The 19,916-nt window shown below is 32.8% G+C and carries 19 protein-coding genes and 1 riboswitch; of the genes, 17 read left to right on the top strand and 2 right to left on the bottom strand.

What is annotated here, in order from left to right:
• Positions 1 to 261 precede the first annotated feature (261 nt).
• Genes X929_RS07855 through X929_RS07845 form a run of 3 tightly spaced genes read left to right on the top strand, consistent with a single transcriptional unit; the run spans position 262 to position 3,085 of the window.
• Positions 262 to 2,400 (top strand): RelA/SpoT family protein, encoded by a 2,139-nt coding sequence (locus X929_RS07855; protein ID WP_103067471.1) that lies wholly within the window; start codon positions 262 to 264, stop codon positions 2,398 to 2,400.
• Between the two features lies 1 nt (position 2,401).
• The gene (gene dtd, locus X929_RS07850; protein ID WP_103067470.1) at positions 2,402 to 2,854 is read left to right on the top strand and encodes a D-aminoacyl-tRNA deacylase; all 453 of its coding nucleotides are present in this window, start codon (positions 2,402 to 2,404) and stop codon (positions 2,852 to 2,854) included.
• A gap of 33 nt (positions 2,855 to 2,887) precedes the next feature.
• Positions 2,888 to 3,085 (top strand): hypothetical protein, encoded by a 198-nt coding sequence (locus tag X929_RS07845; RefSeq protein WP_103067469.1) that lies wholly within the window; start codon positions 2,888 to 2,890, stop codon positions 3,083 to 3,085.
• Here the strand turns inward: X929_RS07845 and X929_RS07840 are convergent.
• Positions 3,072 to 4,154, bottom strand: coding sequence for an HD domain-containing protein (locus X929_RS07840; RefSeq protein WP_103067468.1), 1,083 nt, complete (start codon positions 4,152 to 4,154; stop codon positions 3,072 to 3,074). The two genes, X929_RS07845 and X929_RS07840, sit on opposite strands and share 14 nt — an antisense overlap.
• Before the next feature lie 30 nt (positions 4,155 to 4,184).
• Positions 4,185 to 5,459: an RNA-guided endonuclease IscB gene (iscB, locus tag X929_RS07835; RefSeq protein WP_103067467.1), complete on the bottom strand. Its 1,275-nt coding sequence runs from the start codon at positions 5,457 to 5,459 to the stop codon at positions 4,185 to 4,187.
• 409 nt (positions 5,460 to 5,868) lie between these two features.
• Between iscB and dxr the strand changes: the two genes are divergently transcribed.
• The 14 genes from dxr (at position 5,869) to X929_RS07765 (ending at position 19,715) form a co-directional block, all read left to right on the top strand.
• Entirely contained in the window at positions 5,869 to 7,026 is a 1,158-nt protein-coding gene (dxr, locus tag X929_RS07830) for a 1-deoxy-D-xylulose-5-phosphate reductoisomerase (RefSeq protein WP_103067466.1), read from the top strand.
• On the top strand, positions 7,023 to 8,546 hold the full coding sequence (locus X929_RS07825; RefSeq protein ID WP_103067465.1) for a M50 family metallopeptidase: 1,524 nt from the start codon (positions 7,023 to 7,025) through the stop codon (positions 8,544 to 8,546). The genes dxr and X929_RS07825 overlap by 4 nt, the downstream gene beginning before the upstream one ends.
• A 15-nt stretch (positions 8,547 to 8,561) precedes the next feature.
• On the top strand, positions 8,562 to 9,611 hold the full coding sequence (gene ispG, locus X929_RS07820; protein ID WP_103067464.1) for a flavodoxin-dependent (E)-4-hydroxy-3-methylbut-2-enyl-diphosphate synthase: 1,050 nt from the start codon (positions 8,562 to 8,564) through the stop codon (positions 9,609 to 9,611).
• A 17-nt stretch (positions 9,612 to 9,628) separates the two neighbouring features.
• Positions 9,629 to 10,099, top strand: a complete 471-nt coding sequence (locus X929_RS07815) for a YaaR family protein (protein WP_103067463.1) — start codon at positions 9,629 to 9,631, stop codon at positions 10,097 to 10,099.
• A 24-nt stretch (positions 10,100 to 10,123) separates the two neighbouring features.
• Complete coding sequence (locus X929_RS07810; protein WP_103067462.1) at positions 10,124 to 11,164, top strand: hypothetical protein; 1,041 nt, start codon at positions 10,124 to 10,126, stop codon at positions 11,162 to 11,164.
• A 21-nt stretch (positions 11,165 to 11,185) separates the two neighbouring features.
• Positions 11,186 to 12,013 carry a PSP1 domain-containing protein gene (locus X929_RS07805; RefSeq protein WP_211286756.1) on the top strand — a complete coding sequence of 276 codons (828 nt, stop codon included), beginning with the start codon at positions 11,186 to 11,188 and terminating at the stop codon, positions 12,011 to 12,013.
• A 174-nt stretch (positions 12,014 to 12,187) separates the two neighbouring features.
• Positions 12,188 to 12,397 (top strand): DUF2905 domain-containing protein, encoded by a 210-nt coding sequence (locus tag X929_RS07800; RefSeq protein ID WP_103067461.1) that lies wholly within the window; start codon positions 12,188 to 12,190, stop codon positions 12,395 to 12,397.
• Between the two features lie 39 nt (positions 12,398 to 12,436).
• On the top strand, positions 12,437 to 14,332 hold the full coding sequence (locus X929_RS07795; protein WP_103067460.1) for a transketolase: 1,896 nt from the start codon (positions 12,437 to 12,439) through the stop codon (positions 14,330 to 14,332).
• Positions 14,329 to 15,090, top strand: coding sequence for a ribonuclease III (gene rnc, locus X929_RS07790; protein WP_103067459.1), 762 nt, complete (start codon positions 14,329 to 14,331; stop codon positions 15,088 to 15,090). The genes X929_RS07795 and rnc overlap by 4 nt, the downstream gene beginning before the upstream one ends.
• On the top strand, positions 15,077 to 15,949 hold the full coding sequence (lipS1, locus tag X929_RS07785; protein ID WP_103067458.1) for a LipS1 family lipoyl synthase: 873 nt from the start codon (positions 15,077 to 15,079) through the stop codon (positions 15,947 to 15,949). Before rnc ends, lipS1 begins: the two co-directional genes overlap by 14 nt.
• Positions 15,950 to 16,126: 177 nt before the next feature.
• Positions 16,127 to 17,122, top strand: coding sequence for a radical SAM protein (locus X929_RS07780; protein WP_245858684.1), 996 nt, complete (start codon positions 16,127 to 16,129; stop codon positions 17,120 to 17,122).
• Between the two features lie 29 nt (positions 17,123 to 17,151).
• The gene (locus X929_RS07775) at positions 17,152 to 18,789 is read left to right on the top strand and encodes a sigma-54 interaction domain-containing protein (RefSeq protein WP_103067456.1); all 1,638 of its coding nucleotides are present in this window, start codon (positions 17,152 to 17,154) and stop codon (positions 18,787 to 18,789) included.
• Between the two features lie 28 nt (positions 18,790 to 18,817).
• Positions 18,818 to 19,270, top strand: coding sequence for a flagellar export protein FliJ (gene fliJ, locus X929_RS07770; RefSeq protein ID WP_103067455.1), 453 nt, complete (start codon positions 18,818 to 18,820; stop codon positions 19,268 to 19,270).
• On the top strand, positions 19,263 to 19,715 hold the full coding sequence (locus X929_RS07765; RefSeq protein ID WP_103067454.1) for an arsenate reductase ArsC: 453 nt from the start codon (positions 19,263 to 19,265) through the stop codon (positions 19,713 to 19,715). The genes fliJ and X929_RS07765 overlap by 8 nt, the downstream gene beginning before the upstream one ends.
• Positions 19,716 to 19,798: 83 nt before the next feature.
• Positions 19,799 to 19,900: riboswitch (purine riboswitch) on the top strand.
• Positions 19,901 to 19,916: the final 16 nt, after the last annotated feature.

The raw sequence follows: 19,916 nt of genomic DNA, 5'->3' as shown, positions 1-19,916 counted from the left end.
CTTAATTTAAGTCTTCGATGTAATTATAACAATCTTTTTTTTGGATAAAATCAAGTGATGTTAAGAAATATTAAGGAGGAACTCCACTTATATTTAAACATACTGTATGGGCCTAAAAAATAAAATTGATATTACATTTTGATAAATTTTTTTGTCTTTAATTTTTTTCAATATTTCAAAAATTTGTGCTATAATTATATTGTACCTTAATTTACAAGACCTAATTGAGCTTTTTTAAGAAACGTTAAGAGGTGTTTGATTATGTTGATAGAATCGAAAAGTTACGAGAAAGAGGTTGAAAAACTATTAAATGTTAGGCTTACTAAGAGAGGAAAAGAAAGAATAAGAGCAGCTTATGATTTAGCTGAAACTGCACATAATGGTCAATATAGAGATTCTGGTGAGGAATTTTTTGAGCATCCAAAAAGTGTTGGATTGATACTCGCCGGTTTAAAAATGGATGTAGATACTATAATAGCTGGTCTTTTGCACGATGTAGTTGAAGATTGCGGCGTTCCAATAGATAAAATAAAAGAACTTTTTGGAGTCGATGTTGCCAATATAGTTTCAGGTGTTACCAAGATCAGTAATCTAAAGCTCAATGAACGGCTAAACGAAAAAGACATGAAGTCTTTAGAGAAAGTGGAAACTATAAGAAAGATGCTTTTTGCTATGTCCGAGGACATAAGAGTCATAATCGTTAAATTGGCTGATAGATTACATAATATGAGAACTTTGGAATTTGTCGACAGAAAAAAGCAAATAGCCAAAGCAGATGAAACTTTAAAAATATACGCGCCTATAGCCCATAGATTGGGTATTTATAAGATCAAGGAAGAATTGGAAGATTTATCTTTTCGTTATTTGTATCCAGATACGTATTTTGATTTAAAGTCTAAAATCGAGGAAAAATTAAGACTTGGACAAAATAGATTGAACGAATATGCCCAGATTATTAAACATGAGCTAGATAATCAAAAAATCAAAGCAACTGTTGAGGGTCGTTCTAAACATTTATATAGTATATGGGATAAAATGATTCGAAAAGGGAAAACTTTAGATGAAATCTATGATTATATTGCTCTTAGAATAATTACCGAAGATCAGAATAAATGTTACGCTGCTTTGGGAATAATACATTCTATTTGGTCCCCTATTCCAGGAAGGATAAAAGATTATATTGCAACCCCTAAATTCAATGGTTACAAATCACTCCATACCACTGTTATAACCCATAAAGGAGATCCTTTAGAAATTCAAATTCGAGATTGGGACATGCATCAAGAGGCCGAATATGGTTTAGCTGCTCATTGGGTTTATAAAGAGGGTGTTAGTCAGGAAAAGTTGAAATTTTTAGCCGATCTGATGGAGTTACATAGATATATAGCTCAAAATGCTTTTGAATTGAAAGATATCGAAACAAACCTTCTCTCAAAAGAAATTTTTGTATTTACACCTAAGGGAGAAATAATTCATTTGCCTAGAGGAGCAACACCTATTGATTTTGCTTTTGCTATTCATACTGAGGTTGGCAATCATTTTTCGGGAGCGAAAGTCAATGGTAAATTAGTTCCTATCTCATACAAATTGCAGACTGGTGACATAGTAGAGATAATGATCAATAGAAATTTTCAAGGACCTAGTATTGATTGGTTAAAATATGCTCATTCTCCTAAGACCGTATCAAAGATAAAAAAATATTACAGGCAAAAAAATGAAGTTGAGTTAATAGAAAGAGGTAAGGACAAGTTTAGAGAGCTCTCTAAAAAACTTAATTTTTCCATGGATGAAATTCTTGAAAAGTTGAAGGAAATAGGATTTTACATTAAATACAATATAAAAAGTGACGATGAATTTTTCATTAAACTCTCTTTAGAAGATATTAGTGTTAATACTATTAGAAATATTTTTACTCTAAACGAAAAAGAAGAAGATGCGATTCCTACTGTCGAAAAACCCACCTCAAGTAGAAAAGGGATCTCCGTTCTTGTTGATGGTGAAGGAGGAGTTGAAAGCTATTTTGCTAAATGTTGTATGCCGGTTCCAGGAGATGAAATTATAGGTGTTATAACTCGAAGAGGAATCGGTATTCATAGAAAAGATTGCACTAATATTCAGGATATAGATGAAAGTAAAAAGGTAAATGTTGAATGGAATGAATACAATCAAAACAAATTTTCTACCGTATTATTGATGGATGTGGAGAGCAAAAATGTTTTAAATAACGTAAGAAATATTATAAATAATGAAGGTGGACATATAGAAAAATTCGAAATGAGAAGTAATTCTAATTTTCTTAACCTTAGAATATATTTATCCGTTCAGAATTTAAAACATCTGAGTCTTTTAAGTAATAAATTAAAAAATTCTAAGGGTGTTTATTCTGTTAGGAGGGTATAATTTGAGGGCTGTAGTTCAAAGAGTTGCACAAGCATCTGTTACTGTTTCTGGTAATACTATTGCTCAAATAGGAAAAGGGCTCCTAGTTTTTCTGGGCATTTCAAAGAGCGATCAAGAATCAGATATTAATTGGATGACTGATAAGATAGTAAATCTGAGAATTTTTGAGGACGATCAAAACAAAATGAATAGATCTTTACTAGATGTTAATGGTGAGTTGCTTATTGTGTCTCAGTTTACTTTATACGGTGACTGTAGAAAAGGGAGAAGACCATCTTTTACTGATTCCGCAAATCCGGATGATGCTAGAGCCCTTTATGATAAGTTTATTTCTTCTATTATAGAGAAGTACACTTTAAACGTTCAGCAAGGGGAATTTCAAGCTCATATGAGAGTAAATATTGTCAACGATGGTCCAGTGACTTTACTTTTAGATTCACAGAAGCTGTTTTGAATTTAATAAATATCATTTGATCGGAGGGATTTTATGAAAGAAGTTGAAGTTACCGTTTTTGTCTACAACGAAGATCCATTTGAAGCCCACATTTCATCTGAAGGTGTAGAATCAGGAGTTAATCAATCTAATGTTCACAAAATATATTTAGGTTACGAAAAACCTCAAAAAGGCGTGGTTGTTAAATTCAAACTACCTAACGGTGAGAAAAAATACGTTAGGGGTGAATAGCTGATTCTATCTCATTTATAATTTCACTAATATCAATTGGAGAGAAGTTTAATATCTCCTTTTTTATTGATTCAAAGGTATCTATAAAGTATTTATTTTGGTTCCCTGTACTTATTTCCAGGGAACATTCTATTAATGCTGCTATTAAATCCGATGTTTTCACGTATGGCCCATAATCATTTTCAAACGGTGCATAGATATACTGTTCAAACTTTTTAATCTTCTCTTTTATTATACTTTTATTGTTGTACCAATCTTTAATGAAATCCTTTTCTATCTCTCCTATTATTTCTTCTAAGCCGCTTACTTTTCTTTTAGTCGGGCTAATGACGTCTCCTGTAAAGGCTTCCGGCAAGTCATGGAGTATCGAAGCAATCATGATATCGTAAATTTGCTTAACTTGCAAATTAGCTGTCAAAGCTAAAATGTAAGAGATTAAAAAAACAAAGAAGGTATGAGAGGCTACCGAACTTTTAATATTTCTATGATTTTTATTCCACCTTGTCATAGTTACAAGTCTTGTGGATATCTCTAGTAGCTCATTGGCTAATTCTTCTATTCCTTTTTTATCTTGTATATCCATATTTTTTATTTTCGTTTGGTTTTTTCTTTTTGGTTCTTTGTAATATTCGGGAAAGACTCTTTCGTTAATACTGGCTTCTTTTTGGGCGACAAGGAGGTTTATCATCTTAATTTTTTGATCAGTTTCTTCATCAAAGGTATAATGAATTAATAGTTTTGGGCTAATATTGCTATCAAAATTTGATTCTACTTCTTTATAGGTTTTGTTAATCACTTCATCCCAAAGTTTTTTGCCTTTTTCTTCAATTTTGCTTTTGGTAGCCAATGATATGTCTGATAATACTATTTTAGGAATCGCTTCATATATTTTGTTGTGCAGTATTTTTACCAACTTTTCTTCTGAGTCGTCAGAAAATACAAATAAACTTAAAAGAAGATTGTTGTATATGTTGTCAGATTCGCTAAATCTTACAATTGCAGGATTATTATTCCATCTGTAAACTGTAAACAAATTAGAACTTTCTAAAAGGAAATTACCAATGTTCATAAAGAGATCCGCAAGGAACTCATCACTTCCTTAAGAGGCGGAAGCCCGTTTCAGTGATGAGAGGAATGCAGAATTTTCCCTCCTTTCCCATAATAGAGTTTTAGTTTTACTTACCAGGATTAAATCTTTGCTTTTCGCACTTCTATGAATTACTGTACCATCAAGTTTTCTTATATCAAAGTATCCAGTTGAACGTCTTCCAAATATGAAACATTCAATACCGTTGTATTTTATTTTATCAAACAATCTAAAGCCATGTACTAGATAAGGTGCTTGGTTAAGCTTCCTTGTTCCTCCCTTTAGAATGTTAGCTTTGTGTATTTGTCTATTGTGTCGTCTAACTTCTTTAATGTGATAATAATACTCTAGTTGTTTTGCTTGAGGATGACCACTAATACATAAGGCGTCTATTATATGTGTTTTAGTTAAACTATTTTGTATCCTTGTATTTTTAGTGATATATCCATAAGTTAGATGAACGTTAGAATACAAATCTTTCAATCTATTGTATAATGTCCATCTCATAATATTCATAGAGGTAGCACCTTTAAATTTTTGTCCTCTTTTAAAATCCAATTTAATTTTTCCATCGTGGTAATCCTTATGACATGTTTCACACAATGTAATTAAATTACTAGGTGCGTTCCCACCTATTTGTCTACTTTCGATGTGGTGAACATTGAGTCTTTTATCTTTACTTTTGCCTTTGCAGTGTTGACAGGTATAGTTATCTCTCCATAGAACATATTCCCTTACATTCCAAAAATCTAATTGTTCACCTTGTTGGTATTGTTTGCCTTCAATATTAGGGTTCTTAATCTTTTGTATATCGAAACTTGCAACTTCTACTACAATTTTTGTAATAGGAAGTATGCTATGAACTAGATCGATCAGTTTAATGTGCGACTTTATTTTATGTTCTACTGACGGTGCAAGCCATCCTTTGTTCTTACTGTGGACACGATTTAAAAAGCGTGGTTTTCTATACCTTGTTTTTCTGAAACGTCTATCTCTACGATACTGTCGTTTCTGAGATATAAGTTTAGGTATATCATCTCTTATTTCAACTTCTGCTGCAAAAAGTTCCTTATTTTCAGTAGTAGCAGACAATCCTACAGTTTTACTTCCTGCATCTATTCCCAAAGTAATAGGTTGTTTATAACCGCTACTACCATAGAGCAGTTGAATGGTAAAAGGTTCTTTTCTAACAACCTTAGCTTTACCATCTTTAAGTAGTTTTCTTGCCTTTGAAGGTTTACAAGGCATAAGAGGTTTCCCATATTTGTTTAAAATGTACACTAACATAAAGTGTACCTCCTTAACGGAGTTATTCTCCTTCCCCAATGTTATATAGGCTTTTTACGTTTAGCTCACTATCCCTACCCCTTAGGATTGTTTAAAGCTAAACAACAGAGCGACAGACTAGGAGAGACATCCGAAGGTGTTATGACCTATATAACGTAGCCCGATAATCTTCCTTTAGGGGCGTGAGCCTGTTTGATCCTGGCTGAGGGTAGTCAACTAAGGCTTATTCATCATAAGCCTCTGTCTTTAGACGGTGGGTAGTTGACTCAATCACCTTCTTCAATTAATTCAATATTTAGCTTTTGTATTTCTTAATTATTTTAACACATTTTTTAATTTATGATTATTTGAATTGATGGTATAATTTAAAATGTATTTTTAATTGTTAATAAGAGAAAGGGGTTTATAAGTGAAAAGTATTTTCATAGCCGGCATTTCTGGATCAATTGGTCAACAAGCATTAGAAGTTTTAAAAAAAGAATGGTTTAAAGACAATTTCAAAATTGTAGGTGGATCCGTTTATAAAAGTTGGGATAAATTGAAAGAAGCAATTAATAAATACAGTTTGAAGAGTGTTGGGATAGTTGAGAGTAATGAAAATATTTCTAAAACTTTTAACGGATGTAGGGTTTTTACGGGTGTAGATGCTGTTGAAAGGAGTATGGAGTTTTGTAATCCTGATTATTCACTAATTGCTACTTCTGGCTTTTCCGGTGTTCAAAACACCTTAAAAGCTATCGATGTTTCTCAAAGGGTTTGTTTGGCAAATAAAGAATCGATTGTATGTGGTGGTAATTATGTTTTGGATTATGCTGCTAAGCTTAAAAGAGAAATAATACCAATTGATAGCGAACATAGTGCAATATTCCAACTTTTAATGGGAGAAACCTCAACCCCTGAAAAAATTATATTGACGGCTAGCGGAGGTTCTTTAAGAGATTACCCTGTTGAAGCCCTTGAAAATGTTTCAGTGGATGAAGTATTGAACCATCCTGTTTGGTCGATGGGAAAAAGAATAACCGTTGATTCTGCATCGATGGTAAATAAGTCTCTTGAATTATTTGAAGCCTATTATTTATTCAAAATAAAAAATATTGATGTCGCAATCAATCGAAACAGTAGAATTCATTCTATGGTTCAATTTTCTGATGGGGTAATTAAGATGCATTACGGACTAGCCGATATGAAAATTCCAATAGCTTTTTCGATTTCTTATCCTGAACGAAATTTTGTTTTTGACAAACCCGATTTCTTTTCAGAAAATATACATTTCGAAAAAGTAGATTTTGATAGATATCCCTCTTTGAAATTAGCTTACAGCATTCTTGGGGATGCCCCTTTACAGAATGCATTTAATGCTGCCGATGAGATTGCGGTGGATAGTTTTTTAAAAGGTTCAATTAAATTTGCAGATATTTATCGAACTATATACAAAACGGTAAATGAGATTCAAAAGCAGTTTTTATTTTCTAAAAGTTTGAAATTTCATAATATTGATGATATACTTAAAGTGGATAAAATCAGTAGAAATATAGCGAAAAAATACATTATGGAGGTTATCGAATGACCGTTCTATTATCAATTATTTGGTTTTTGATTATCATATCCGTTATTGTAGTTGTTCATGAATTTGGGCATTTTATTTTTGCAAAAATCTTTAAGACAAGAGTAGAAGAGTTCTCTATAGGTTTTGGACCATCATTGTTTAAGATTCCAGGTAAAGAAACTACCTTTAGATTCAATATTATTCCTTTGGGTGGATATGTTAGATTAGCTGGTGAAGAAGTATTAGAAGAAGGTTATAAGGATACTGACCCTTCATTATTTTACAATAAGAAGCCTTTCCAGAAATTTTTGATAGCTTTTGCCGGACCTTTGTTTTCTTTCCTTTTAGGTTATTTTCTTTTTGTGGGAATAGCTGGTGTTTACGGTTTTCCTGAGGTGATTGTTGAGAGAGTAGGAAGGGACAGTATCGCTGCGCAAGCTGGTCTTGAACCTGGTGATATCATTAAAAAAGCAAATGGTGATTATGTATTTAATCCATCTATTTTAGAGTTGGAAATACCTTCTGGGAACCCATTAGAGTTAACTGTTGTAAGAAATGGGGAAGAAATTATTGTTACTTTAATTCCAGAACTTACGAATGAAAGAGCAATTTTTACTTTATACGGTATTGAAGATACTGAATTGCTCAATCTGAAAAACAAAGAGATTATTTTACTAAATGGTGAAGAAGATTTATACACTGTTATGAGTCGAATGGAAAGTGGTGATCCAATAGAGTTGCAGTTAGAAGATGGAACTATTATTGAAGGTAAGCTCTCCCAATATTCATATTTTCTTCCTATGTATGAAACAGGTATCGTGTACTCTACTTTTTCAAACGTTATCGCAAAAGGTAACGATGTTTTCATGCAAGGAGATAAAATAATCGAAATTAATGGTGTATCCATTAATAACGGGTCTGATTTGCAAAATGCAATTTATCGAATTCAATTAAATTCAGACGAATTAATGTTCGCTGTTTCAGGTAAAGAAATTATTAATGAATATAAACCTTTTATAGATAATACCCTTGAGTTGCTAGTAGAGAGAAATGGACAGATTATTCATATTAATCTATCCAAAAATGAATTTTTAGATTTTATCGTTCAACCTGGAGTTTTAGAGGCCCCATACGAGAACTGGCATCCAAAAGGTATTGAAGCTCTTACTGCCCCTATTCAATGGGCAAATAATTTGATCTCTTTAACTTTCAGATCTTTTGGGCAGTTATTCACTGGCAGACTGAGTGCCGATCAGATAGCAGGTCCTGTTGGAGCTGCTGCCATAATAGGTCAGGCTGCAATGGTCGGGTTTGATGCTATTTTAAATTTAACCGCTTTGATAACTATTAGTTTAGGAGTTTTTAATTTGATCCCAATACCTGGATTAGATGGCGGTAGAATCGTTTTTTCTATCTATGAAATAATAACTAGAAAAAGGGTAAGTTCAAAAGTCGAGGCGATAGTGAATACTATCGGATTTTTGTTCTTGATATTTTTGATGATTTTTGTCACTTATAACGATATAATGAGATTTTTCTAATGAGGTGCTTTATTGATGTTCTCACAAAAAGTAGTTGACGTTGGTGGGGTTAAGATTGGTGGAAAGTACCCCATTGTTATCCAAAGTATGACGAATACAGATACCTCAAATGTTGAGAAAACTCTGCTTCAAATTGAACGATTGAAAAATTCTGGTGCTCAGATTGTAAGGGTATCAGTGAGAAGTAAAGATGACATTCAACCCTTTAGTGAGATCGTAAAAAAAGCTAAAATACCTTTGGTTGCAGATATTCATTTTGACTATAGGTTAGCAATAGAGTCTATTAAAGCAGGTGCTTCGAAAGTAAGAATAAACCCGGGCAATATTGGCTCAGATGTTAAAATACGTGAAATAGTTAAAGTCGCTAAGGATTATAACGTCACAATAAGAGTAGGGTCTAATTCTGGTTCGATTGCTAAGGAATTTTCTGATTTACCAAGACATAAAGCATTGGCTGAAAGCGCTTTAAAAGAAGTTAGCTTGTTAGAAAAAGAAGGTTTTTACGATATCGTTGTTTCTGTCAAATCTGTTGATGCAAAAGAAACCTTCGAAGCCAATAAATATCTTTCGGGTTTGATACCTTATCCTTTTCATATCGGAGTTACTGAAGCTGGCGTTTTTGAGGATGCTGTTATATTGTCTTCAGCAGGCTTAGGTTCTTTACTTATAAACGACATAGGAGATACCATCAGAATATCTATCAGTGGTGATCCGCTCAGGGAAGTCGAATTAGCAAAAGATTTGTTAATAGCATTAGGTTTAAAAAAAGGGTTAAGAGTCATAGCCTGTCCTACCTGTGCAAGGACAGAGATCGATGTTGAAAGTTTAGCCTACGAGGTAAAAAGAATTTTAAAAGGCAAAGAGGTTAAAAAAAATATTACGATAGCGGTCATGGGGTGTGTTGTTAATGGTCCTGGTGAAGCTAAACATTCTGATATTGCTATAGTTGGTACCAAAAATGGATCAGCGGCTATTTTTCTTAAAGGGGAGCTTTATGGAACAATTAAGAGAAATGATATAAAAGAGAAGCTTTTTGAAGTTATAGAGGTTTTTCAGAATTCTTAAATGAAGAAGGGAATATTATGGAGATAGATCCTATTACTGGAAAGAAAACTGATAAAGAGATGAAAAAGAAAAAGATAAAAAAATCAAAAGATCACAATATTTCTACTTCTGAAGTAAGGGAAAAAGAAGGTTTTTTCGATGTACTGGTCGATACGAATTTAAAAATTTCCGAAAGTGAATTAAAGAGTATGATTGATAATATTCTTAAACTTGGAAATTACTTTGTGAAGTCTCCAACTCAAGCTAATTTAAGAGGATACAGAAATTCCATCAAAGATTTCCTAAAAAGATTGGAAAAACATTGGTATGTGATAAAAAACGATCTTGATTTTAAAAACTCAACACCTCAACTACATATGGTTGCAGAGGTAGTTGATGGCAAACTCATGGAATTGACTGATATGATTTTAAAAAGAGAGAAAAATACATTACTATATGCATCGAAAATCGAACAAATAAACGGATTGATTTTAGATTTGTACAAATAAAAAATGGTATAGAAGGTGCTCCTTTTGAGTAACTCATTCTTTTATGATACAATAGAAAAAATTGAATCAAAAATAGATACAATTAAGGCAAGTGCCATGTGTTTTGTTTGTGAAGATAATTTCATTTTGCATAATTTTAGAGATGAATTATTAAATTCAGTTTCAGCCTTTAATAAATTAGATACCTTAATTATAAAGCCTTTTGGTGGAAATATTAAGATAGAACAAGTTAGGGATGTGGAAGAGTTTTTACTGTATAAACCTAACTATGCAAAGGTGAAGGTTGTTTTTTTTGAGGATATAGATAGATTGAATATAGAAGCGGCAAACGCTGCACTCAAATTAATCGAAGAGCCTCCTGACTTTGCTTTGGTATTTAGCACTACTACGAGGTGGAATTATTTGCTCCCTACCCTTAAAAGTCGTTTTATAAGGTATGATCTTTCGGTTCCTTCAACTCTAATTGAGAATGTTAATAGCAAGTATGAGGAAATAGCAATTTATTTTAATTTTTTTCAACATTATGATTTAGGAGTTTTATTATTTCTTATTGATGAAAATACAGATGTTTCTAGCATTAAAGAAATAGTAGAAAGGATAGTCAGTTTTTCAGCCAACAATGTTGATGAATTATTAAACAATTTTAAATTGTCACTCGATTTGCCAGAAAACAAATTGAAATTTGCTCTTTCATATTATAAATTGTGGGATATATTAATAAATTCAAACGATAAAGAGTTCTTTTATCTGATAAAAAATATTGCCCAAATAAAAAATGATGTAGAAAATTTACCTTTTTTACGTAATATATCTGCTTTAGGCTCGATTTTGTTGAGAGATTCGATGGTGTTTTTGAATTCTTCCAAGTGGAAATATTTTTGGAATAATTCACTTGTTTATTTCTTTGGATTAAATGAACATTCCGTTAATCTAAAGCAAATTAAAGATACTGTCTCATATCTGAACAGGATGTCTACGATGAGATTAGCTAACTTTAATTTCGAAATGGAAATATTTACTCATTTTTTTAGAATTAAGGGATGTTTTAGTAGAACTATTAAATAATAACAATAGGAGTGAAATCTTTTGATAGATCTAAAAGCTGAAGTTTATGGGGTAGAATTAGAAAGATTAGGTTCCATCAACTACTTTAATTATTTAGGGATGGAAAAAATCAATATATTTGACTATGTTTTGGTTCAAACAGAAAACGGAATAGAAGTTGGTAGGGTTGTGTTAGGACCTGTTACTATGAGGTTTGAAGAAATTGGTTATGAACCAAACTCAATAGTTAGAAAAGTTGGAGATGAAGACAAAAAACAAATAGAAGAAAATGTTGAAAAGGTTAAAGAAGTAGCACAATACGCAAAACAAATGGTTAGAGAATTAGGTTTAAAAATGAGAATTCTTGATGCCGATTTTACTTTTGATAGATCAAAATTAGTAATTTACTTTGGTTCCGATGTCAGAATAGATTTCAGAGAATTGGTAAAGATATTAGCAAAAAGGTACAAAACAAGAATTGAACTTAAACAGGTAGGAGCTAGAGATGAAGTAAAGAAGATTGGATCAATTGGTTTATGTGGGCAAGAAGCTTGTTGTAGTAGATTTTTGAGAGATTTTTCTTCTATAAAAATGGAACTTGCAAAGACGCAACAGATGATGATTAACACCGCTAAAATCTCAGGCAGATGCGGGAAACTTCTTTGTTGCTTAAAATATGAGAATGATTTTTATAAAGAGGTCCTTAAAAATGTGCCAAATGAGAATACTACAATAGAATACGAAGGAAAGCCAGCCAGAGTCGTAACGGTCAACGTGTTCTTAAAAGAAGTTTCATTGCAAGTAATAGAAGAAAATCAACCTATCATAATTAAAGTTCCTTTTTCCTATTTCAACAACGGTAATTCTTAAAATCAACTGCCTCCGTCTAACGACGTAGGCGGAAAGGCTATGAGAAGATGGTTAAGGTTATTTCAAAGAAAGGATGAATATGGATATTAAATATCCTGAAAGGAGTGAGAAAAACTACTGCGTTCCTTTCGTTACTAAAATAGTTAGTCTGCTGCAGTAGTTTTTCGTGAACATATGAGAACGGTTGCAATTGTATTCATAACAATCGGTATTTTGTTTGTAATCATTGGGTTGATGTTTGCGTTTAATATAAAACTCGGAAGACTTCCTGGAGATATAATAATAAAAAGAGAAAACTTTGTTTTATATATTCCCATTACAACAATGCTTATTGTCAGTGGAATAATCACATTGCTATCAATTATCATTCGAAGATTTTTCTAATATCTAATACTAGATCTAAATTCTTTGGAGGTGGATTCATTGAAAAAAAGTTTAAAAGAACTAAAAAGTTTGTCGTTAATCGCCAGAGGAGATATTCTGAAGATGACCACTGTGGCTAATTCTGGTCATCCTGCAGGGTCTATGTCTTCAATTGACATGTTTTTATCTGTTTTAAATAGGGCAAATATTTTCCCAGAGGATCCTTTCAACCCAGATAGAGATAGAATTGTGGTTAGTCACGGGCATACTTCCCCTGGTTTTTATACAGCTTTAGGGAGAATGGGCTTTATAGATATCGAAGAAGTTATTTCGGGATTCAGATATGCTGGAAGTATATTTGAAGGACATGTTACCCGCGGAATACCGGGTGTTGAGTGGTCAACAGGCAATTTAGGTCAAGGTTTATCTGCTGGGGTAGGGATGGCTTTAGCTGCTAAAAAGAGGAAAAAAGATTATAGAGTTTACGTTTTTAGTAGTGATGGAGAAAGTTCGAAAGGGCAGATTGCTGAAGCAAGGAGAACTGCTATAAAAGAAGGCCTAAATAACCTAATTGTTCTACTGGATTACAACGACATTCAAATATCCGGTAGAGCCAGAGATATATTATCAGTAAATATAGTTGGCGAATACAAAGCAGCTGGTTGGAACCTAATAGAAATTGATGGTCATGATTTTGAGCAGATCAATAAGGCGTTGGAAGTGGCCGAAAATGAACCATTAAGACCAACAGTGATTGTATGCAAGACGAATATAGGTAGAGGAGTTTCTTTTATGGAAAACACTCCGACCTATCACGGTAAAGCGCTCACCAAGGAACAATTAAGTAAGGCTTTAGAAGAATTAGGTTTAGAGAACGATGTGGAAAAGTACATTGAAAGAAGAAAAAATATGGCTTTAACTAGGGATAAATTGAACTATCCAAATATAGAATTGAAGGTTGAAACGGGGCAACCTATAGTTTATGAAAAGGGGACAAAGGTTGCGAATCGTAACGCCTTTGGGAACGCTATTGCTGATCTTGCAAAACTGAATAAGGATAACTTTCCAGTAGTCGCTATTGATTGTGATTTGAAACCCTCCGTTAATTTGGGAAAATTTGAAAAAGTCAATCCTGAAGGCTACATTCAAATTGGCATTGAGGAACATAACGCTGCTACGATTGGTGGAGCATTGTCTGTTAGTGGAGTATTAACTTTTTTCGCTGATTTTGGAGTATTTGGTTTAGATGAGGTATTTAATCAGCAAAGATTAAACGATATTAATCACACTAATTTAAAGACCGTTGTCACCCATTGTGGTATGGATGTTGGAGAAGATGGTAAGACCCATCATGAAGTCAATTATATTGGGATAGTCAGAAGCTTATACTATACTAAATTAATTGTACCTTGTGATGCAAATCAAACTGATAAAGCGATTAGGTACGCTGCAAAAGTTCCCGGTAACTTTGTGATTGCTATGGGAAGATCAAACCTTCCAATTTTGTTAGATGAAAAAGGCGACGTTTATTACGGTAACGATTATAACTTTGAGTATGGGAAGTTGGATATTTTTAGAAAAGGTAAAGATCTAACAGTATTCACATACGGAAGCTTTGCTCATTTAGCGGTTGAAGCAGCTGATAAGTTGAAAGAAGAAAATATTCAAATTACAGTAATTGGCGTACCGACTCCTTTGGATTTTGACCTTATCCAGGTTAAAGAATTTGTTGACAATACTATTGTGTTAACTTTAGAAGACCACAACGTAGAAAATGGTTTGTCAAATGAATTATCAAAAGCTATGATCAGAAATTCTTTGAAACCCTCTTATTTTGAACCTATGGGATTAAGAGACTATACACCGTCTGGAACAATCAATGATTTGCTAAAGATTTATGGATATGACGTAGAATCGTTGGTAAATAAGATGAAAGGATTAATTGAAAACAAATGAAGTATGAGGATAATTTAAAATTGACTTTGCAAGAGGAAGAAACGCTAAAAAGTGCAAAAAAGAGGCTTCTTCTACCAGCATGTGTCAATGAAAAGCTGTTGTTTGAAGCATTGTGTCATAAATCGTATGTTTTCGATAGCGAAAATATTCAAAGAAGACTGGATTCTAATGAAAGGTTAGAATTTCTCGGAGATGCCGTTTTGGAGTTAGTTATCTCCGAGTTTCTTTACAACAACTATTATCTTTCCGAAGGAGAAATGTCAAAGGCGAGGGCTATTATAGGGAGCGAAGTCATTTTGGCTGAAGTCGCTTTAAAACTAGGGTTAGATAATTTTATTTTTTTAAGTAAGGGTGAAGACAAACAAAGTGGACGAAGGAAAAAGTCAATTTTATCCGATACTATGGAAGCAGTGTTTGCTTGTATTTATATAAGTTGTGGATATGAAAAGGTAAAGAAGTATATAATAAAAAACATGAAGGAATACATTGAAAATGCTGTTGAAGGCAATATTTTTCTCGATTATAAAACAAAGTTACAAGAGCTAACGCAAGAAAAAGCAAAAAAATTGCCTGAATATGAGTTATTAAGTGCTTCTGGGCCATCACATATGAAAAAATACAAGGTTGCTGTTAAACTTGATGATGAGATACTTGGAATAGGTGAAGGTTTTTCAAAGAAAATTGCCGAACAATTAGCGGCAAAAATTGCTTGTGAGAAGTTTTTGAATTCTATTGGTGAAAACAATGGCGTTGATTAAAGAGATTGAATTCGTTATTTTAAAGAATACTTCTTCGATATCATTAACAGGAAATTATTGTTTTCTGAACTGTAAACATTGTGGTGGCCACTATCTAAATAATATGGCCAGAATAAAAGATATAGAAGATTTAGTAAAAAATGGATTCACTTCTTTTTTAATTAGTGGTGGATTACTACCTGATGGAAAGGTTCCAATAGCAATTTTTGAAGATATACTATATAATCTAAAAACTAGATATAATTTGAAATATAATGTACATACTGGCTACGTGGATGAAAAAGACATCCAGATTTTAAAAAAGCTTGCAAATACCGTATCTTTTGATTTGGTTGGAGATCAGCAAACGGTAAAAGAGGTTTATGAGGAATTGGATTTTGAGAAGATTTGGGATTCATTTGAGTTGCTCGTAAAGAATGATTTTGACGTTAAACCACATATTACTATAGGTTTGAATAAAGGTGAATTCTCTCATGAAATAAAAGCGATTGAAAAATTAAAAAAATTTCGAGATCGAATAGAGGAAATAATATTTCTCGTTTTTATACCCACCGTTGGGTCTGAATTCTATTCTTATCAACCTCCAAAAGTGTCTGAAGTTGTTTCTTTTCTTTCAAAGGTAAGAAAAGATTTTCCACATAAAAAGTTAACTTTAGGCTGCATGCATCCTAAAGGGAAATATAGAGAAGAGCTACAAACCAACCTTTTAGGTATTGTAAATAAAATTGTTCAACCTATTGGCAAAGTTATCGAAAAAGCTGAAAGAGAAAATTACCGGATTAGTTATAGTTACGAATGTTGTGCGTTTCCTTCCTATGAGATGGGTGATAGGATGGGAAGTGGGACTAAGGGGGGCTAAATATAATATTATAGTATCTTTAAACACAGTATGATAGATTTAGGCACTTTAGAAATAAAAAGATTTTCAAAAATAAGATTTTGATTTTAAAAGGGTTACAGGGCGGAGCCCTCCCCCCACCCATCCGGGCGGGTTGCTGGGCGAAGGGGAGCTAAAGTAGATTGTATGTAAGTAATAATGACAGATAATTGTGGAGGTTATAATTATAAGATGGACATTTTACCTTCTTACATGAAGTTATACGAGTCAGGTGAACTTCATAAGAGACGTGATTATTTGATGAAACGATTAGAAAAATGTGATCTTTGCCCTCGCCAGTGTAAAGTAAATAGATTAACAAATATTGGAACTTGTAGGGTCGGGAACGAAATAAAAATTTCCGAGTATGTTCTTTATCCTGGAGAAGAGCCTGTCTTGCAAGGAGAAAATGGTGCAGGTGGTATTTTCTTTAGCAATTGTACGATGAGGTGTGTTTATTGTCAGAATTTTAATTTTAGTCAACTGGGTTTCGGAAAGAACATTTCAACAATCGATTTAGGAGAAATTTTCTTAAAATTACAGAATGAAATGAAGGCTGCTAACTTAGATTTGGTAACAGCCACTCCATACTTACCTTTTATTTTTGATGCTTTGATATATGCAATAGAACGTGGATTTAGATTACCTATAGTGTGGAATACTTCCTCTTATGAAAATATTAAAACTTTAAAGCTGATGGAGGATGTCGTTGATATATATTTGGCTGATATAAGGTATACTAGTAATATAGTTAGTAAAAGGTATTCAGGAGTAAATGATTACTGGAGTAATATGCAGTTAGCTGTTAAAGAGATGTATCGTCAGATTGGTGAAACTTTTATAGTAGATGAAAAGTCTAACATTTTGAAAAGAGGAATAATAATTCGTATTTTAGTTTTACCCAATCTAATAAACCAAGCGAAAGAAGCCTTAAAATTCTTAAAGTATGATGTTTCCGAAAAGGTACATGTCAGTTTAATGGACCAGTACGTTCCAGTTTATAAGGCAAAAAATTATGAAAAATTATCAAGATATTTATACAAATCAGAATATCAGGAAGTAGTAGACTATTTGTATGAATTAGGATTTGAAAATGGTTGGATTCAGGCTCACAATTTAAAAGAAGACGATGAAGTTTTTTCAACGTCACAATAAACGTTGGTGACTATCAGAGGGGTGATTTCATGAAAGAAGTAGAACTGATGCGGTATGTTCTTGATCAGTTACAAGATGGAGTAATGGTTATAGATGAAAGAGAAAAGATTTTTTACATAAACGACTCCGCCTGTAAGATTTTAGAGGTTGATAAAGAAAAAATAATAAGGCAAAATGTAGTTGAAAATGTTCCAAACACAAGATTGCATATTGTTTTAAGAACCGGGGAACCAGAATACGACAAATTACAAAGTTTAGGAGATAAAGTTATTTTAACTTCCCGCATCCCTATAAAAAATGATAATAATGAAACTATCGCCGTTGCAGCTGTCTTCAGAGATATCACCACATTACAAAAATTAGCCGAAGAGATTACTAATCTAAGAGAAATGGAGGCGCTCTTAAGTTCCATAATTGATTCTACTTCCGATGCGATTTCCGTAGCTGATCAAGAAGGTCGTGTTACCATGGTCAACAGAGCTTATACAAGAATCACAGGGCTAACACCAAGGGAGGTCATTGGTAAACCTGCCACTATAGATTTAGCAGAAGGTGAAAGTTTACATATTCAATGTGCAAGAGAGAAAAAACCTATATACAATGTAAGAAAAAGATTGGCTACGAACAAAAAAGAAGTAGTAGCAAGCGTCACCCCACTTTTTGTTAAAAATGAGTTTAAAGGAAGTGTCGCCGTTATTCATGATATTTCCGAGATTCAAAGATTGATAAACGAACTTGAGGCAACGAAAAGGATGCTAAAAAAAGAGAGTGCCACACACACCTTCGACGATTTAGTAGTAAAATCTGAAATTATGAAAGATGTAATAGCTCAAGCAAGTAAAGTAGCATCTGTAGACGTGGACCTTTTATTAATAGGAGAATTTGGGGTAGGGAAAGAGGTTCTAGCACAAGCTATTCACAATGCAAGTCCGAGAAAAGATGGACCATATTTAAAATTAAATTTTTCTTTGATTCCAAAAGAAAGACAGGAAGAGTACCTTTTTGGGGGAAATAGCTATTTGGCTCAAGCTAATGAAGGGACACTTTTTTTGGAAAATATTGATTTAATGGATTTAGAAATGCAGAGAAAACTTTTAACTTTTCTTAAAGACAATGTTTTCGATACGGATTATTACGATTTTATTCCTGATGTGAGGTTCATTTTTTCAACAACCGAAGATTTAAAGATTCTTTCAAGTTTGGGTAAATTTTCTAAAGAACTTTTGTACAAAATTTCAGTAGTAAGTATTGAAGTTCCTCCATTAAGAGAAAGAAAGGAAGACATACCTGAACTAGCTCAGCAACTACTACATAATTTAAATAGAAAGTATGGTAGAATAGTTTATGGATTTACTGAAGATGCATTGAATAAATTGATGAATTATTCGTGGCCAGGGAACATAAGAGAGTTGGAAAACGTAATAGACCGAGCTATGTTGGCGATGGACAACAGTGATTCCTTAGTTACTTCAACACATATTCCCGATTTGGAAGAAAAGGTTGAAGAAGTCACAGGAACGCTTAAAGAAATGACTGAAGACTTTGAGAAAAAGATAATTCTAGAAGTACTAGAAGCCAGCCATGGTAATAAAACAGAGGTTGCTCGTAAATTAGGTTTAACTGTTAGAAATCTTTATTATAAGCTGGATAGATACGGAATTAAATGAAGTCTTAAACTGAATAGGGGGATGAACAGTGAAGTTTGAATTTCGTCTTGAACGATTGAAAGATCTAAAAAAAAGTTTAGAAGATACCGCAAGAATAGAATTAGGAATAAAAAATAAACAAAGACAGTTAGTTGAAGACGAAATTAATAAGATGAACAATAAGATCGATACCTTTTCAACAGAATTCATAAAAGAGGTAAAAGATACTATCTCAATTACTAAACTATTAAGTATGATAGAGTATAATAATTATTTAAATGATCAATTGTCACAACTACGTTTAGAGTTACAAGAACAACTACAAGAAGAAGAAACTGCCCGGCAAAATTATTTAAAAGCTAAAAGTGAAAAGGATATTCTTCAAAAACTTAAAGATAAAAGACTTAACGAATTTAAAGTTCAAGAAAAGAGAGCAGATATAAGAGAATTAGACGAAATTGCAAGATTAAACCATCATCCTAGGGAGGAAAATTATGAATAAAATCAGAGTTTTGTTCTTATGTTCGAGAAATTCTGCTAGAAGTCAGATGGCTCAGGCGTTTTTGAAGAAATACGGAGAAGATAAGTTCGAGGCTTACAGTGCAGGTATGGAAGCCAGCGAAATTCATCCTATGACCATAAAAGTCATGGAAGAAAAAGGAGTATCTATGGTCGGACAATACTCAAAAAGTTTGGATATATACTTGAACGATAGGTTTGGTTTTTTAATAACGGTATGTTCCAAAGCAGAAAAAGAATGTCCTTTTTTCCCTGGCGTTAGTATAAGGCTGCATTGGCCCTTTGATGATCCAGCCAGTGTACAAGGTTCTGAAGAGGAACAATTAGAAGCTTTTAGAAAGATAAGAGATCAAATAGAAAAAAAGATAATTGATTTCGTTGAAAATACTGATAAATACTCCAATATAAAAGATAATTTTCGAGTGTAAGCGCTTTTTTGTGTTTATCTTATTTTTCAAAAAATTAACCTTAGACTAAAATTTCTTTGTTATAATGATTACATAAAAAAATTAATAATCAAGAAACCTCTTTCTGTATAATGCCGATAATATGGTTTGGCAGTTTCTACCAAACAGCCGTAAACTGTTTGACTACAGTAAGAGGGGTGTGATTTTTTTATTTCAATATCC

The sequence above is a fragment of the Petrotoga olearia DSM 13574 genome (genome assembly GCF_002895525.1).
GTDB lineage: Bacteria > Thermotogota > Thermotogae > Petrotogales > Petrotogaceae > Petrotoga > Petrotoga olearia.
Note: the sequence above shows the minus strand (reverse complement) of the source record. Positions and strands in the feature narration are given on the sequence as shown.